The organism is Vibrio campbellii CAIM 519 = NBRC 15631 = ATCC 25920 (assembly GCF_002163755.1).
Taxonomy (GTDB): domain Bacteria; phylum Pseudomonadota; class Gammaproteobacteria; order Enterobacterales; family Vibrionaceae; genus Vibrio; species Vibrio campbellii.
In genome coordinates, this window is record NZ_CP015863.1 from 2227818 (window position 1) to 2244305 (window position 16488).

General features: G+C 46.0%; 15 protein-coding genes. 3 read left to right on the forward strand and 12 right to left on the reverse strand.

Annotated elements, in window-relative coordinates; genetic code table 11:
• Positions 1 to 20 precede the first annotated feature (20 nt).
• The 11 genes from tmk to yceD form a co-directional block, all read right to left on the reverse strand.
• Positions 21 to 653 carry a dTMP kinase gene (tmk, locus tag A8140_RS10690; RefSeq protein WP_033000671.1) on the reverse strand — a complete coding sequence of 211 codons (633 nt, stop codon included), beginning with the start codon at positions 651 to 653 and terminating at the stop codon, positions 21 to 23.
• Positions 650 to 1666 carry an endolytic transglycosylase MltG gene (gene mltG, locus A8140_RS10695; protein ID WP_038863413.1) on the reverse strand — a complete coding sequence of 339 codons (1017 nt, stop codon included), beginning with the start codon at positions 1664 to 1666 and terminating at the stop codon, positions 650 to 652. The genes tmk and mltG overlap by 4 nt, the downstream gene beginning before the upstream one ends.
• Positions 1663 to 2478, reverse strand: a complete 816-nt coding sequence (gene pabC / locus A8140_RS10700) for an aminodeoxychorismate lyase (protein WP_005531474.1) — start codon at positions 2476 to 2478, stop codon at positions 1663 to 1665. Before pabC ends, mltG begins: the two co-directional genes overlap by 4 nt.
• Before the next feature lie 108 nt (positions 2479 to 2586).
• A complete protein-coding gene (gene fabF, locus A8140_RS10705) occupies positions 2587 to 3834 on the reverse strand; it encodes a beta-ketoacyl-ACP synthase II (protein WP_005531472.1) in 1248 nt (415 codons plus the stop codon).
• A 93-nt stretch (positions 3835 to 3927) separates the two neighbouring features.
• Positions 3928 to 4161, reverse strand: coding sequence for an acyl carrier protein (gene acpP, locus A8140_RS10710; protein ID WP_004406112.1), 234 nt, complete (start codon positions 4159 to 4161; stop codon positions 3928 to 3930).
• Between the two features lie 245 nt (positions 4162 to 4406).
• Positions 4407 to 5141, reverse strand: a complete 735-nt coding sequence (fabG, locus tag A8140_RS10715) for a 3-oxoacyl-ACP reductase FabG (protein WP_005444803.1) — start codon at positions 5139 to 5141, stop codon at positions 4407 to 4409.
• 34 nt (positions 5142 to 5175) lie between these two features.
• On the reverse strand, positions 5176 to 6099 hold the full coding sequence (fabD, locus tag A8140_RS10720) for an ACP S-malonyltransferase (protein ID WP_005531470.1): 924 nt from the start codon (positions 6097 to 6099) through the stop codon (positions 5176 to 5178).
• A gap of 76 nt (positions 6100 to 6175) precedes the next feature.
• Complete coding sequence (locus tag A8140_RS10725) at positions 6176 to 7126, reverse strand: beta-ketoacyl-ACP synthase III (protein ID WP_005531469.1); 951 nt, start codon at positions 7124 to 7126, stop codon at positions 6176 to 6178.
• A gap of 5 nt (positions 7127 to 7131) precedes the next feature.
• Positions 7132 to 8157: a phosphate acyltransferase PlsX gene (gene plsX / locus A8140_RS10730; RefSeq protein WP_005531467.1), complete on the reverse strand. Its 1026-nt coding sequence runs from the start codon at positions 8155 to 8157 to the stop codon at positions 7132 to 7134.
• 10 nt (positions 8158 to 8167) lie between these two features.
• Positions 8168 to 8338 (reverse strand): 50S ribosomal protein L32, encoded by a 171-nt coding sequence (gene rpmF, locus A8140_RS10735; protein WP_005396978.1) that lies wholly within the window; start codon positions 8336 to 8338, stop codon positions 8168 to 8170.
• Between the two features lie 59 nt (positions 8339 to 8397).
• A complete protein-coding gene (yceD, locus tag A8140_RS10740; protein WP_005444794.1) occupies positions 8398 to 8922 on the reverse strand; it encodes a 23S rRNA accumulation protein YceD in 525 nt (174 codons plus the stop codon).
• Between the two features lie 149 nt (positions 8923 to 9071).
• Here yceD and A8140_RS10745 point away from each other — a divergent pair, with 149 nt between their 5' ends.
• Positions 9072 to 9653 carry a Maf family protein gene (locus A8140_RS10745; protein ID WP_005531464.1) on the forward strand — a complete coding sequence of 194 codons (582 nt, stop codon included), beginning with the start codon at positions 9072 to 9074 and terminating at the stop codon, positions 9651 to 9653.
• Positions 9654 to 9919: 266 nt separating this feature from the next.
• Here the strand turns inward: A8140_RS10745 and rluC are convergent, their stop codons facing one another.
• Entirely contained in the window at positions 9920 to 10864 is a 945-nt protein-coding gene (rluC, locus tag A8140_RS10750; protein WP_005531462.1) for a 23S rRNA pseudouridine(955/2504/2580) synthase RluC, read from the reverse strand.
• Positions 10865 to 11500: 636 nt separating this feature from the next.
• Between rluC and rne the strand changes: the two genes are divergently transcribed.
• Together rne and A8140_RS10765 are read left to right on the forward strand one after the other, a co-directional pair.
• On the forward strand, positions 11501 to 14599 hold the full coding sequence (rne, locus tag A8140_RS10755; RefSeq protein WP_005531460.1) for a ribonuclease E: 3099 nt from the start codon (positions 11501 to 11503) through the stop codon (positions 14597 to 14599).
• A 325-nt stretch (positions 14600 to 14924) separates the two neighbouring features.
• The gene (locus tag A8140_RS10765) at positions 14925 to 16484 is read left to right on the forward strand and encodes a SulP family inorganic anion transporter (protein ID WP_005531458.1); all 1560 of its coding nucleotides are present in this window, start codon (positions 14925 to 14927) and stop codon (positions 16482 to 16484) included.
• The last annotated feature ends 4 nt before the right edge of the window (positions 16485 to 16488 follow it).

Consider the following 16488-nt stretch of genomic DNA (forward strand, 5'->3'; position numbering starts at 1 on the left):
TACCTCAATCCACACTCTGCTTACTGTGCTGCTAGCCATTCATTGAGCGCAGCTTTGATATCTTGTGCCACGTCTTCAATCGACTGTTCTGCGTTGATAATTACGATAGAGTCATCTGCGTTCGCAAGCTCCAAGTAACGCTCACGGGTACGCTCAAAGAAGCTGATGTCCATTTTTTCGATGCGGTCTAGTTCACCACGGCCACGTGCACGCTCAAGACCAATACGCGGATCGATATCCATGTACAATGTGAAAGCAGGCTTAAACTCACCTAGCGTTGTATCGCGTAGGTTCTTCATCAGTGATGCATCGATCTGGCGGCCACCACCTTGGTAAGCTTGAGAGGACAAATCATGACGGTCACCCACCACCCATTGGTCGTTTGCTAGTGCTGGTTTAATCACGTTCTCAACTAACTGAACACGCGCGGCGTAAAGCAAAAGCAGCTCTGTCATGTCTTTCAGGTCTTCGCCTTCGTGCTCTTCTTTGACTAGCGCACGCATTTTCTCTGCGAGTGGCGTACCACCCGGCTCACGCGTATTGACGATATTTTCGATACCCGCAGCCTTAAGTGTGTCTAAAACAGTTTTAATCGCAGTACTTTTACCCGCGCCTTCTAGGCCCTCAACGACAATAAAGTTTGCTTTCATCATTTGTTCTTTCTTAGTTCTCTTAAATAGGCACGTACAGCACGGTTGTGCTCAGCAAGGGATTTCGAAAACACGTGTCCGCCATTTCCACTTGCTACGAAATATAGATAATTGCTGTTTTCTGGGTTTAAAGCAGCTTCAATCGACGCTTCACCTGCCATAGCGATAGGCGTTGGCGGCAAACCATTGATTGTGTATGTGTTGTATGGCGTTGGTGTACGCAAATCTTTTTTACGGATATTACCATCATACGCATCACCCATACCGTAGATAACGGTCGGATCCGTTTGCAGACGCATACGTTTATTGAGACGGTTAACAAAGACTGATGCGACACGTTCACGCTCAGCATCAATTGCCGTTTCTTTCTCAATAATAGAAGCAAGGATCAGCGCTTCGTATTTATCTTTCAGTGGTAACTTGTCCTGACGTCCTTCCCATTGTTCATCAAGGATCTTATTTAGCTTGCTGTGTGCACGCTCTAAGATCTGACTTTCACTTGCGCCAGCAGTGTAATGGTAAGTCTCCGCAAGGAATAAACCTTCAAGCTTATCACGTTCAATACCTAGCTTCTCTGCCATCTCTTTTTCAGACAGTCCAGTTAAGTCATGTTTTACATAAGGCGCAACGCTTAGCTGTTCAACCCACTGAGAGAAACGGCTACCTTCAACAAAAGTAATCGCAAACTGATGTTCTTTACCTGTGTTTAGTTGCTCTAGCGTCTCGTATAAAGAAACATTCGGCTCAAGTTGGTAAGTGCCTGCTCGCACTTGAAGAAGCTCTGGGTAAAGGTGAGGCATTAAGCGAGTGTAATCAGAGGCTTCAATAATATTGTCTTTCACCAAATCACGCATGACACGGTGAAAGCTAGTACCATTTTCAACGGTAAACAGTTGTGGCTGCTCTATTAGAATTGGCGAGTTAACGTATTGCTTAGTCTGTGAAACAACGTAAAAAACACCAGCTGCACCAATAACGGCAATCAGTACAACAAAAGCAAACAGTTTTTTAATCACGAATTTAGATTCCCTTGAAGTCGTCGTGTCAATTTTCCAATTGGAAATTCAATCTTGTTATCTGGTGTTGAAATACCGCAAACTGGCGCGACACCCAATAATGAGTTACACATCCACACCTCTTCTGCATCAAGCAAATCAGCCAGTGTGAACTCGGCTACCTGCACTGGGTAACCTTCAGCTTGGAATAATTCCAATACCTGACGGCGCATTACGCCAGCCACACCAGACAAATTCAACTCCGGTGTGTAAACCTTCTTATCATTAACCCAAAAAAGGTTTGCCATTGTAGTTTCAATGACATGATTTTGCACATTTAACGTCACAGCATCGGCAAATTCAGAATCATCAATTTCTGCCTTTGCGAGAACCTGCTCTAGCCGGTTGTTGTGCTTATGGCCAGCAAGGAGTGGTTGAATACCTAAGCGAGTTTCGCAAACCCCTAGCTGCACGCCATTTTCTTGCCATAAAGAGTAATGAGAAGGGAACGCAAAATTCGAAATAGTCACTACTGGCCCTTCAATACCACTGGGACTATACCCTCGCCCTCCAGTGCCACGACTGATATGAATTTTGATTCCAGCAAGCTCGTCACTCAAGACCGCTTTCATTACCCAATCGAACACTTGGCTCCAATCAGGAAAAGGGATGTGTAATGTTTTTAGGCACGCTTCCATTCGCTCAATATGCGCTTGCCAGAGCTCCAACCGACCGTGCTTAGTTTTGATGGTGGTGAAGCAGCCATCCCCATATTGAAACGAGCGGTCACCAAGCGGAACATGCGTTTGTGGAAGTCCATTTACCCAGAACATTCAGATATCCTTTGTTTTCTGATCGACAAATAAAACAAAACGGCTCAATGCTAAGCATCGAGCCGTTAGAATACAAGTATCGCTACTCTAAAACAGTGTTAGAGATTTTTACTCAGCGAATTTTTTGAATACTAGCGAACCGTTCGTACCGCCGAAGCCAAACGAGTTACAGATTGCGTATTCCATATTAACTTCGCGCGCAGTATGCGGAACAAGATCGATATCTAGGCCTTCTTCAGGATCATCTAGGTTGATCGTTGGGGGAACGATTTGGTCAACTAGAGACATCACTGTAATGATAGCTTCAACAGAACCTGCAGCACCTAGAAGGTGACCAGTCATAGATTTAGTTGAAGATACTAATACTTGTTTAGAGCCTTCTTCACCAAGAGCACGTTTCACGCCCTTGATCTCAGCAACATCACCAGCAGGCGTCGATGTACCGTGAGCGTTCACGTAACCAACTTGAGTGCCTGTGATGTCTGCATCACGCATCGCCGCTTCCATTGCTAGAGCGCCACCTGAACCATCTTCACTTGGAGAAGTCATGTGGTAAGCGTCGCCAGACATACCAAAGCCAACTAGCTCTGCGTAGATCTTAGCGCCACGTGCTTTTGCGTGCTCGTATTCTTCAAGAACCATCATGCCCGCACCGTCACCAAGAACAAAGCCATCACGGCCCTTATCCCATGGACGAGACGCTTTTTGAGGCTCATCGTTACGAGTTGAAAGTGCTTTCGCTGCACCGAAACCAGCCATACCTAGTGGTGTAGATGCTTTCTCTGAACCACCAGCAACCATCGCCTCAGCATCACCGTATGCAATCATACGCGCTGCGTGGCCGATATTGTGTAGACCTGTAGTACATGCCGTAGAAATCGCGATGTTTGGACCACGAAGACCACGCATGATAGATAGGTTACCTGCAACCATGTTTACGATGGTCGAAGGAACAAAAAATGGGCTAACTTTGCGAGGACCTTTTTCAACAAGCGCTGTATGGCCTGTTTCGATTAGGTCTAGACCGCCGATGCCTGAGCCGATTGCTACACCAACTCGAGCTGCGTTTTCTTCGGTAATTTCTAAGCCAGAGTCATCCAGTGCTTGGATACCCGCTGCAATGCCGTACTGGATGAATAAATCCATTTTACGAGCATCTTTCTTAGACATGTACTCTGTGCAATCAAAATCTTTCACAAGACCAGCAAAACGAGTCGAGAAGTTCGTTGAATCGAAGTGTTCGATGTTCACGATACCGCTTTGACCTGCTAGCAGGGCTTTCCAAGATGATTCTACTGTGTTGCCTACCGGTGACAACATACCCATGCCTGTGACAACTACACGACGCTTGGACACGATATAATTCTCCGGGAATTGAATGTTTCTATGAGAGGATAGAAGAAGTTAGAAAGAACACAGGCGGTCTAGGAGACCGCCTGGGAGAGATAATTACTGAGCGCTGTTTACGTAGTCGATTGCAGCTTGAACAGTAGTGATTTTCTCAGCTTCTTCGTCAGGAATCTCAGTGTCGAATTCCTCTTCTAGAGCCATTACTAGCTCTACAGTGTCTAGAGAATCAGCACCTAGATCGTCAACGAATGAAGCTTCGTTTTTAACTTCTGCTTCGTCTACACCTAGCTGTTCAACAATGATTTTCTTTACGCGTTCTTCGATGTTGCTCATTTTTCTTTTCCTTTACAGATTTCGCCTAATGCGATGATTCCGTAGTTTATTCGAACTATTGAAAGTTGCAAGGGGGTCCTTGCTGGTCAAACCACAAAATTAGCGAATTTAACCGAATTTCAATACATTTTTGACTTAAATCATGCACAAATGTTGCGCATGAGCATGACAACTTAATGACAGTTAACAGCAACTATAGGCTATTTTTCACAAAGTAAAGTAGCTTATTTTGCACGAACTGTGCATTAAACCATGTACATGCCACCATTTACATGCAAAGTTTCACCAGTAATGTAAGCAGCCTCAGGTGAAGCTAGGAATACAACTGCTGATGCAATTTCACGTGGGTCACCTAGACGACCTGCCGGCACGTTCGACAACGTTGCTGCACGTTGGTCATCATTTAGCGCCTTAGTCATGTCAGTTTCGATGAAACCAGGAGCCACTGTGTTAACCGTTACGCCACGAGAAGCGACTTCACGAGCCATTGATTTAGTGAAACCAATTACGCCTGCTTTCGCTGCTGCATAGTTCGTTTGACCAGCGTTACCCATAGTACCAACAACAGAACCGACGTTGATGATGCGACCTGCGCGTTTTTTCATCATACCGCGCAGAACCGCTTTAGACATGCGGTAGATTGGCGTTAGGTTTGTGTTGATGATGTCGTTCCACTCGTCATCTTTCATACGCATTAGTAGGTTATCGCGAGTGATACCTGCGTTGTTAACAAGAATATCGATTGCACCGAACTCATCGTTGATGGTTTTTAGGGTTGCTTCGATAGACTCAACGTCAGTTACGTTAAGTGCTAGACCTTTACCGTTTTCACCTAGGTATTCGCTGATAGCCGCTGCGCCACCTTCAGAAGTCGCAGTACCAATTACCGTTGCACCGCGCTCAACAAGAAGCTCAGCAATCGCACGACCAATGCCACGGCTCGCGCCTGTCACTAGAGCGATCTTACCTTCTAGATTCATCATGTTGTGTTTTCCTTTTCTTATCGTGAACGAATTACTTAGCGGCTTCTAGCGACGCTACGTCGTTAACAGCTGCTGCGCTTAGTGTTTTCACGATACGTTTAGTCAGACCTGTCAGTACTTTGCCAGGGCCAAGCTCAAGAAGATTTTCTACGCCTTGCTCGCTCATTAGTTGCACGCTCTCAGTCCAACGAACTGGGCTGTGAAGTTGACGAACAAGTGCGTCTTTGATTTTTGCAGGATCCGTTTCTGCTGCCACATCAACGTTGTTGATAACAGGAAGTTGTGGTGCGTTGAACTCGATAGATTCTAGCGCAACCGCTAGTTTCTCTGCTGCTGGTTTCATTAGTGCACAGTGTGAAGGCACTGAAACAGGAAGAGGAAGTGCACGTTTTGCACCCGCTTCTTTACATAGTGCGCCCGCGCGCTCTACTGCGTCTTTGCTACCTGCGATAACAACTTGGCCAGGTGAGTTGAAGTTTACTGGAGAAACGACTTCACCTTGTGCTGCTTCTTCACAAGCTTTTGCAATCGCTTCATCATTTAGACCGATGATCGCGTACATTGCGCCAGTACCTGCTGGTACGGCTTCTTGCATAAGTTGACCACGTAGCTCAACCAGCTTGATTGCTTCTTTAAAGTCAATCACGCCAGCACATACTAGTGCTGAGTACTCACCTAGGCTGTGACCCGCTAGGTTTGCTGGTTGCTCAAGACCAAGCTCTTGCCATACGCGCCAGATAGCAACAGATGAAGCTAGCAATGCAGGCTGTGTACGGAAAGTTTGGTTTAGATCTTCTGCAGGTCCATTTTGAACAAGCGCCCATAGGTCGTAACCTAGTGCGTCAGATGCTTCTGCAAATGTTTGTTTTACTACGTCATATTGTTCGCCTAGATCAGCAAGCATACCTACAGCTTGTGAACCTTGGCCTGGAAATACGATAGCAAACTTGCTCATGTTGTTTTCCTTTAAGCAAAGTAAAAAGAAATAAGATGCACCGTAGCGCATCTTAAATTTTGAATTCTTGTGAAACTTAGAATTTCACCAGAGCTGAGCCCCAAGTGAATCCGCCGCCAAACGCTTCAAGAAGCAGAGTTTGACCACGCTTAATACGACCATCACGTACCGCTTCATCTAGTGCTGTTGGCACAGTTGCTGCTGATGTGTTGCCGTGTTTATCAAGTGTAATCACGACTTGGTCTAGTGACATCGAAAGTTTCTTCGCTGTCGCTGAGATAATTCGGTAGTTCGCTTGATGCGGCACTAGCCAGTCTAGTTCAGACTTGTGCATGTCGTTCGCTTCAAGCGTGTCTTTCACTAGCTTAGATAGCTGAGTTACTGCCACTTTGAATACTTCGTTACCTGCCATATGCAGCCACTTGTCGGCATCTTTGCCGCGCTCTGGCACAGGTAAGCTCAACAGATCGCCAAATTGGCCGTCTGAGTATACGTGTGTAGAGATGATGCCTGGCTCTTCGCTCGCACCAATCACTACTGCTCCAGCCGCATCACCAAATAGGATGATGGTTGAACGGTCCGTTGGATCACACGTTTTAGACAATGCGTCTGCGCCAATCACGAGTACGTTTTTACACATACCTGATTTGATGTGCTGATCAGCAACAGACAATGCGTATACAAAGCCTGAACAAGCAGCGGCTAAGTCGAATGCAGGACAACCTTTAATGCCAAGCTTTCCTTGCACCTGACACGCAGATGAAGGGAAAGTATGGCTGCTGCTCGTGGTAGCAACGATAATTAGGTCGATATCATTTTTATCAATGCCGGCCATATCGATAGCGTTTTCAGCTGCGTAGAATGCCATGTCCGCAACAGTTTCATCTTCTGCTGCAATTCGACGCTCTTTAATACCCGTGCGAGCAACGATCCACTCATCACTTGTATCTACCATTTTCTCTAGGTCTGCGTTAGTACGCACCTGAGATGGCAGGTAGCTGCCAGTACCTAAAATTTTGCTATACATGAAGACTAATAATGCCTCTCGAGTAAAACCGCTTCCAAACGATCGCTAATACGGCTTGGTACTTGTCGTTTGACCTCGTGTACTGCCTCGCCAAGTGCATTGACAATCGCAGATACATCCGCACTTCCATGGCTTTTTATGACAATGCCGCGCAATCCTAGCAAACTTGCGCCGTTATACTGGTCGGGGTTCAGTGTTTTTAGTTCATTAAATAGCCGAGAAAACAACTTTCTAGCAATCCAACCCTTTATCGTCGATGTCATCATGCTGGTTTTTAATTTTTCGATAAAGAGTTGCGCTGTTCCCTCGCTGGCTTTTAAGCATACGTTACCGACAAAGCCATCACAAACGATGACATCGGCCACGTCATGCAAAATTTGATTACCTTCAATATAACCGACAAAATTGATTGCGTCGGTTTGAGAAAGCATTTCTGCACAGCGTTTGACTAAATCATTACCTTTAATTTCTTCTGCGCCGATATTTAGCACAGCAACACGAGGAGGTCGACCTAGGTGTTCTTCTGCTAATGCACTGCCCATCACAGCAAACTGGAACAACGAGTCAGCATCGCACGACACGTTTGCACCAAGATCTAACATCCAAGTACGTTTACCACTGATGGTCGGTAAGGCGGAAACTAAAGCAGGACGCTCAATACCAGGAAGCAACTTAAGAACAAATCGTGAGAGCGCCATCAAGGCTCCGGTGTTACCACCGCTCACACAAGCATCTGCTTCGTTGTCAGAAACTAGATCAATGGCCATACGCATGGAGCTATTTTGGCTATTGCGTAATGCTAAAGAGGGCTTTTCTGAATTGGATATCACTTTCTCGCTGTAAAGAATGCTCAAACGAGAACTGGTAGAGGTACCTAGTTGAGATAATTGAGACGTGATCAGGGATTGATCACCTATAAGAATCACTTTTAGCTCTGGGAAATGAGACAGTGCCTGCACGGCGGCAGGCACTGTTACGCGTGGACCGAAATCCCCGCCCATTGCATCAAGTGCAACGGTAATACTTTGCAAAGGTTCAACCTTACTTGTTGATAACCTTTTGACCACGGTAGTAACCTTCAGCAGTTACGTTGTGGCGTAGGTGAGTTTCACCAGAAGTCGCGTCTACAGATAGTGCAGCTGTAGTTAGCGCATCGTGTGAACGACGCATACCGCGCTTAGAACGAGTTTTACGGTTTTTCTGTACGGCCATTGACCCTACTCCTATACTATTGGGTTAAAAACCTAAAGAAGAAGCGGCTACCACACCAGTTACTTTTTCAGATTTTTCAAAACGTCGAATGGATTCGGTTTTTCTTCCTCAATTTCTTCAGGAATCTCACCAAAAACCATGTTATTTGAGTCAACGCTACAATCCGCATCATCGTGCATTGCGATTTGAGGTAATGTTAAGATGAACTCGTCTTCAACCAGTTGTATAAGGTCTAATTCACCGTACTCATTTAGATCTACCAAATCATAAATTTCTGGTGCTTCCTCTTCCGTCTTCTCACCGTAGTAAGGAGTGTAAAGGAATTCAACTTCACACATATGTGTGAATACCTCGTTACAACGCTGACACTCTAAATCGACTTCGATGTTAGCTTTACCAGAGATAACAACAAGTCGCTGTTCATCAATATCAAATGACAATGAGACTTCTGCGTCGCGTTTTACGCCTTCAGTTGTTTCCGCTAAGCGCTTGAAAAGACTAGCTTGGATGATGCCATCGTAATCTAATCGTTTCTGTGCGGACTTCGCCGGATCAACCGTTCGCGGTATTTTTACCTTTTGCATAGGGCGCGAATATTATCTTCCAAATCAAAATTAGTCAAAGAAAAAGGCAAAAAAGTTGTACTTTTTTACGCTTAACGTACAGAGCATTAGCCAGAATCGATTTTGATCGATTATCCTATCGGAAATGCTTTTGCGAATTGTAATTCAAAATGAAAAATTACCAACTGGTTTTAGCCTCAACCTCCCCTTTTCGTAAACAACTGCTGGAAAAACTAGCAGTACCTTTTACTTGCTTATCACCAGACTGTGACGAGACTCCTTTACCCAATGAAACCCCTTTAGAACTGGTTCAAAGGCTCGCGATGGGAAAAGCGACTTCTTGCCACGCAACTCAGGACAGTTTGGTCATTGGCAGTGACCAAGTTTGTGTCATCGATGGCCAAATTGTCGGTAAGCCACTAAATCGAGAAAACTCGATCACACAGTTATTAGCTCAAAGCGGTAAAACCATCACTTTTTATACCGGGCTTGCGGTACATAACACCGCGACAAATCATACTGAAGTCGGCTTCGATACCTTTGAAGTGCATTTTAGGGATTTGACTCGCGAACAAATCGAGCGTTACGTAGACAGAGAGGAACCGTTTTATTGCGCCGGCAGTTTTAAGAGCGAGGGAATGGGCATTTGCCTGTTTAACAAGTTAGTCGGTAAAGATCCGAATACGCTAGTCGGGCTGCCACTGATTGATTTGATCGACATGCTGCAAAAACAAGGATTAGAGGTTTTGTAGGGAATCGGGAATCGGGAATCGGGAATCGGGAATCGGGAATCGGGAATCGGGAATCGGCGATATTTTGCTTTTCTGGGAACAGATTCTGTCAACTCCCGTTAGAACTTAGTTTCTTTTAATTGCCTTCCAACGGAGCACTTCCGAGTATAGGAGCGCTGCACTCCGCACGCCCTTGTGGTCAAACTCGACGATCAAAAAAGCCGATGTATTAACACCGGCTTTTACATAGCTTTTTGCAGCCCCGAAGGATGTAGATACTCTCGCCTCTACTTCTTACGTAGACCTACCAACACTTTTTCAAGCTTAGCTTCCATCGGCGCGTTGATCTCCATCCACTCATAATTCGATGGGTGCTGGAACTTGATGTTCGCCGCATGAAGGAACAAACGGTCCAAACCAACTTGGCCAGTATAAGCATCAAAGCGGCGGTCACCGTAACGATCATCCCACGCGATTGGATGACCCGTGTATTGAGTATGCACACGAATCTGGTGAGTACGGCCAGTAATCGGGCTTGCTTGAATCAACGTCGCCTGCTCAAACCTTTCCAAAACCTTGAAACGCGTTTCTGACGGTTTACCATTTGGGTTCACACGTACGATACTGTTTACTTCATTTTTGAGTAGCGGCGCATTAACGACTTTGCAGCTGTTTTTCCACTCACCCATGACAAGCGCGAAGTAGAACTTCTTCACTGTCTTTTCACGGAATTGGGCTTGCAGATGACGCAATGCCGAACGCTTCTTAGCAACTAACAAAATGCCGGAAGTGTCACGGTCAATACGATGAACCAGTTCTAAGAAGCGTGCCTGTGGGCGTAATGCTCGAAGTGCTTCAATCGCGCCAAACTTCAAACCACTGCCACCATGTACTGCTGTACCAGATGGTTTATTTAGCACCAACATATGGTCATCTTCAAAAATGATCATATGTTCTAGTTCTGCCACTTTATTTAACTTAGTACTCGGTGCGACATCGTCTTCTTTCTTCTCGACCGTTACCGGAGGGATACGTACGAGGTCGCCTGCCTTAAGTTTGTACTCGGCTTTAATACGTTTTTTATTAACGCGCACTTCACCCTTACGCACGATTCGGTAAATCATGCTTTTGGGAATGTCTTTTAATTGGTTACGCAGAAAGTTATCAATGCGTTGACCCGCCATGTCTTCGTCGATATCAACGAACTGGACTTTTGTTCTTATTTCGCTCATGGGCGGTATTGTAAACCCAAATCTGTACGACTTCACATTATTCTTGCCGCAAAAGAAACACTTGTTGCCGTTCATCGAGCTGAAACACGCCAAGCTTTTGTTTAAATTATTAAAACTCTCTATCAACTTCTCGATTTAATTTGCGTCTTTCTCAGTTTGCGAGACTCAACTGCTTATGAAACAGCCAGTTATAAATTACAAAAATTGAATTTAGCGCCAAATTTTCCATCGTTTACGTTAAAGCAGATTGCTGATATCCACCTGCGCTGCTATAGTTCACAGCTGCTAAGGAAGGTTTGGTTACATTTTGTTCATTACCAATCATTTATCCCCAAGCAATGTGAGTAGACTGTTGAATGTCAGGTGCAGCATTGGCGTAAGACACATTGAGTTCAACACACTTGTCACTCTACTCCTCGCATATTCACGTTGAGTATCTACCGCTCCGTATAGCGGGTCACAAGTTTACGTTTCCAACGAAACCCAAAGAAGTTTGTGATGACTGAAGTGCCCTAGAGCATCCCCTTCCAGCCGGGAGGCTGCAAAATATAGCCATGGGATCAGGCACCGTGAAAGAGTGAAAAAACAGTGGCAAGTTGCAAAGAAAGATAAAGAAAAGACAACGAGAAATTTTCAATGAAAAGAATGTTAATCAACGCAACTCAAAAAGAAGAGTTGCGTGTCGCTCTGGTTGATGGCCAGCGACTTTTCGATCTTGATATCGAGAGTCCAGGTCATGAATCTAAAAAAGCGAATATCTACAAAGGACGTATCACACGTATCGAACCAAGCTTAGAAGCCGCATTTGTTGACTACGGTGCTGAGCGTCACGGTTTCCTTCCTCTTAAAGAAATTGCCCGCGAATACTTCCCTGAAGGTTACACTTACCAAGGCCGTCCTAGCATTAAAGAAGTGCTAACAGAAGGCCAAGAAGTGATCGTGCAAGTGGAAAAAGAAGAACGTGGTAGCAAGGGCGCAGCTCTAACTACTTTCATCTCTCTTGCGGGTAGCTACCTTGTTCTTATGCCTAATAACCCTCGTGCCGGCGGTATTTCTCGTCGTATCGAAGGTGATGAGCGTACACAACTTAAAGCTGCACTAAGCACTCTGGAACTGCCTCAAGGCATGGGCCTGATTGTTCGTACTGCTGGCGTTGGCAAGAGCGCAGAAGAACTAGAGTGGGATTTGAACGTACTTCTTAACCACTGGAGCGCGATTAAGGGCGCGGCAGATTCTAACCCTGCCCCATTCCTAATCCACCAGGAAAGTAACGTAATCGTTCGTGCAATCCGTGACTACCTACGTCGTGATATCGGTGAAATCCTAATCGACAGCAACACCATTTATGAGCGTGCTAAAGAGCACATCAAATTGGTTCGTCCTGATTTCATCAGCCGCGTTAAAAAATACGATGGCGAAGTACCACTGTTCAGCCACTACCAAATCGAAAGCCAAATTGAATCGGCTTTCCAACGTGAAGTGCGCTTACCATCTGGTGGTTCTATCGTAATCGACCCAACAGAAGCACTGACTTCTATCGATATCAACTCTGCTCGCGCAACGAAAGGCGGCGATATCGAAGAAACAGCACTTAATACCAACCTAGAAGCAGCAGACGAAATCGCTCGTCAATTGCGTCTACGTGACCTTGGTGGTCTGGTTGTTATCGACTTCATCGATATGACGCCAGTACGCCACCAGCGTGAAGTTGAAAACCGTCTACGTGAAGCCGTTCGTCTAGATCGCGCCCGCGTTCAAATCGGTCGCATTTCTCGCTTCGGTCTTTTGGAAATGTCTCGTCAACGTTTGAGCCCTTCTCTAGCGGAAGCAAGCCACCATATTTGTCCTCGTTGTACGGGTACAGGTGTGGTTCGTGACAACGAGTCTCTAGCACTTTCTGTTCTTCGTCTTATTGAAGAAGAAGCGCTTAAGGACAACACAGCACAAGTACTTGCTGTGGTACCTGTGCCAATCGCGTCTTACCTTCTAAACGAAAAACGTCGCTCTGTGAACCACATTGAACGCACTCAAGAAGTGAAGATCACTGTTGTTCCTAACTCAGACATGGAAACGCCTCACTTTGAGGTTATCCGTGTTCGTGAGGGTGAAGAGTTCGACCTGCTTTCTTACCTACTTCCTAAGAAACTGGAAGCGATGAAAGAAGCAGAAGGCAAAGAGCCTGCAGAAGTTGATATTAAGCCTAAGCGCATCGAAGAGCCTGTACTGAAAGGTTTCGCAGCGCCAACGCAAACTGCACCAGCTCCTGCTGCAACGTCTAAACCTGCACCAGCTGCGAAGAAGAAAGAAGCAGCGCCACAGGAAGAAAAACCAGGCCTAATCAGCCGTCTGTTTAAAGCGCTTGGCAGTTTCCTATTTGGTGGTTCTGAAGAAGTAAAAGAAGAACCTAAGAAAGAAGAGAAGAAGCCAAACCGCGATAACAAGCGTAACAAACGTGACCGCAACGATCGTCGTCGCAACAACAACCAACGCGATAACCGCGAAGGTCGTGACAACCGCGATAACAAACGTCGCCGTAAGCCACGTGAAGAGCAAGCGACTGAGCAAAACGAAACGCAACAGCAGCCTAATAAGCAGCAAAACCGCAACCAGAAACGTAAGCCTAGGGCTCAACAAGCTGAAAAAGCACAAGAGCCAAAAGCAAATGCGAAGGTAGCGGAAAAAGGTCTGCAACTTGCCGCTGAAGCACGCACTGGAACAGAAGCGAAGCCGGAAGAAAGCAAAGCGAAGTCAAACGCGAAAGCAGAGAAAGTGAAAGAGCGCCGTCAGCGTCGCAAACTGAACAAATCTGTACGTGTCAAAGATCAGCAAGCGGCAGAGAAAGCTGAACAGGAAGTACCTGTACAAACAGTCGTTGAAGCACCTGTTGAAAAGCCAGTTGAGGCAGCAGCAGAAGCACAACAAGACAACAAAGCAGAATCTAAACAGCGTCGTAACCGTCGTTCACCACGTCACCTACGTGCAAGTGGCCAACGTCGTCGTCGCGGTCGCGATCGTCGCCCTAACCCATTCCGCCTACGCAAAGGTGGTGTAGCCTCTCCTGAGATGGCAATGGGTAAAGTAATGCCACGCTACATTCCAAAACCAGCGCCTAAGAAGGAAGAGCGAGTGAAGGAAGAAGCAGCGGTTGTTGCAACAGCAGTACCTGCAATCCAAGGTGGTTTTGCTTGTCCTGAAATGGCGATGGGTAAAATGATCATTCGCCGTGAGCAACCAGCAGTCGTTGAAGCGCCAGTGGTGGAACCAAAAGTTCAACAACCTGTGGAAACGAAAGTAGAAGCTCCAGTTGTAGAAACACCGGTTGCAGCAGCACCAGTAGTTGAAGCAACGGTTATCGAACAAGCTGAAACTGTAGCAGCAGAAGCGACACCAGTTGAGCCAATCGTAGAAGCACCTGTTGTTGAAACAGCTGAAACTGCAGTAGCAGAAGCGGCGCCAACTCAAGAGCCAGTAGTCGAAGTAGTAGCAGAAACTGTAGAACAAGTTACAGCGGAAGTGAAAGTAGAAACACCAGAGCCTAAAGCAGAAGTTATCAAGGTAGCGGCCAAGCCACGTGCTAGCGCACCGATGACAAAAGCGCCGGGTCCTCAAGAGCTTCGCGAAATCACCGTTACAGCAGCACCGTTTAAAGCTGAACGCTACGCACCGAAAGGCGCAGGTAGCCAAGTAGCAACAAACCGTGCGTATGCAGGTATGACAAAGCCAAACTTTAGCTAAGTTGTAATTTGTCTTTACACAAAGCGAAAAGCTAATGAAAAGGCTGCCGATTGGCAGCCTTTTTTGTTATTTAGCCAGTTGGCTTTCATTGTTCACATTAATATCAACTACCGATCACATTTGTGCGTCAATATCCCCTTCTTTATTGAACTTAATCACACTTTTCGGTAGCATTCGCCGACTCAAGTTTTCGACACCATTCTGATGCTGCTCTTTTTTTACTACGGTTTGTACTGTTAGAAGCGACTTAGCTTCCCCATCAGTACTTGTGCAATACGAATATGTGTCGGGAGAAATTCATCGCCAAGAGAACCCAATTTAAAACATGTTCGAATTTCCTCAATTTTCTAAGCACTCCGTAAAAAACGATGTGCTATCAGGTCTTACGGTTGCGCTAGCACTGGTTCCTGAAGCTGTAGCATTTGCATTCGTTGCTGGTGTAGACCCTATGGTTGGTTTGTACGCAGCCTTTATCGTAGGCCTTATCACCTCTATTTTCGGTGGTCGCCCAGGTATGATTTCTGGTGCAACCGGCGCTATGGCGGTAGTTATGGTATCGCTAGTGGCGACTCACGGCGTTCAATATCTGTTTGCCGCAATTATGCTCGCGGGTATTCTTCAGATCGCAGCAGGCCTATTCAAACTGGGTAAATTCATACGAATCGTTCCACACCCGGTAATGATTGGTTTTGTAAACGGTCTGGCTATCGTTATCTTCCTTGCGCAGCTAGGTCAGTTTAAAGCGCCTGACATCAACGGCATGCTGACTTGGCTACCACAAGACCAAATGCTGCTAATGCTAAGTCTCGTCGCGCTAACAATGGCGATCATTCACTTCCTACCAAAGATCACAACCGCGGTACCGTCTTCTCTAGTAGCAATCGTGACGGTGACGGCTCTTGTTGTGGGTTTGGATCTAGAAACGCGCACAGTTGTTGACTTCCTACGTACTATGTCTGGTGACGAAGCAGCGACTTTGGCGGGCTCTCTTCCGACCTTCTCTATTCCAGCTGTACCTTTCACTCTTGAAACACTGCAGATCATCTTGCCTTACGCAATCATTCTTGCTGCTATCGGCCTGATTGAGTCTCTACTGACGCTGACGGTACTAGATGAAATGACCAATACTCGTGGTCAATCAAACCGTGAATGTATCGGCCAAGGCATGGCGAACATGACATGTTCAGTGTTCGGTGCAATGGGTGGTTGTGCGATGATTGGTCAGTCAATGATCAACGTAAACTCCGGCGGTCGTGGTCGCTTATCAGGCATCGTTGCGGCTATTGCCCTTCTGATGTTTATCCTGTTTGCTTCTTCATTAATTGAAATGATTCCACTGGCTGCGCTAGTTGGTGTTATGTTCATGGTGGTAATCGGTACATTCGAATGGGCAACGTTCAAACTTGCGCGTCGTGTACCTAAGCAAGATTTCTTCGTTATCGTTCTAGTAACAGTAGTTACTGTACTGACTGACCTAGCGGTTGCAGTTGCCGTTGGTGTGATTGCATCTGCGCTAATGTTTGCATGGCAGCATGCTAAACATATCTACGCAGACACGCGTCTAAACGAAGAAGGTTCAAAAGAATACAAGATCCACGGTCCTATCTTCTTTGGTTCTGCTGCAAACTTCCTTGAGTTGTTTAATGCTCAAGACGATCCCAAAGACATCATTGTCGATTTTGCAGACTCTCGCGTAACAGACCATTCAGCTATTGAGGCAATTGAGACTCTGGCTGAGCGCTACGCTGTTCTAGGTAAAACACTTCACCTACGTCACCTGAGCCCTGACTGCCGCAAGCTTCTAGATAAAGCGGGCAGCTTGGTTGAAATCAACGTGAAAGAAGACCCAAGCTACAAGGTTGCAACCGACGTACTTGCAGGTTAATGAA

What these genes read in the sequence shown, in the direction of transcription:
- tmk (WP_033000671.1), bottom strand. Translation starts at nt 653, where the DNA reads ATGATGAAAGCAAACTTTATTGTCGTTGAGGGCCTAGAAGGCGCGGGT.
- pabC (WP_005531474.1), bottom strand. Translation starts at nt 2,478, where the DNA reads ATGTTCTGGGTAAATGGACTTCCACAAACGCATGTTCCGCTTGGTGAC.
- acpP (WP_004406112.1), bottom strand. Translation starts at nt 4,161, where the DNA reads ATGAGCAACATCGAAGAACGCGTAAAGAAAATCATTGTTGAACAGCTA.
- fabG (WP_005444803.1), bottom strand. Translation starts at nt 5,141, where the DNA reads ATGAATCTAGAAGGTAAGATCGCTCTAGTGACAGGCGCGAGCCGTGGC.
- fabD (WP_005531470.1), bottom strand. Translation starts at nt 6,099, where the DNA reads ATGAGCAAGTTTGCTATCGTATTTCCAGGCCAAGGTTCACAAGCTGTA.
- A8140_RS10725 (WP_005531469.1), bottom strand. Translation starts at nt 7,126, where the DNA reads ATGTATAGCAAAATTTTAGGTACTGGCAGCTACCTGCCATCTCAGGTG.
- rpmF (WP_005396978.1), bottom strand. Translation starts at nt 8,338, where the DNA reads ATGGCCGTACAGAAAAACCGTAAAACTCGTTCTAAGCGCGGTATGCGT.
- yceD (WP_005444794.1), bottom strand. Translation starts at nt 8,922, where the DNA reads ATGCAAAAGGTAAAAATACCGCGAACGGTTGATCCGGCGAAGTCCGCA.
- A8140_RS10745 (WP_005531464.1), top strand. Translation starts at nt 9,072, where the DNA reads ATGAAAAATTACCAACTGGTTTTAGCCTCAACCTCCCCTTTTCGTAAA.
- rluC (WP_005531462.1), bottom strand. Translation starts at nt 10,864, where the DNA reads ATGAGCGAAATAAGAACAAAAGTCCAGTTCGTTGATATCGACGAAGAC.
- rne (WP_005531460.1), top strand. Translation starts at nt 11,501, where the DNA reads ATGAAAAGAATGTTAATCAACGCAACTCAAAAAGAAGAGTTGCGTGTC.
- A8140_RS10765 (WP_005531458.1), top strand. Translation starts at nt 14,925, where the DNA reads ATGTTCGAATTTCCTCAATTTTCTAAGCACTCCGTAAAAAACGATGTG.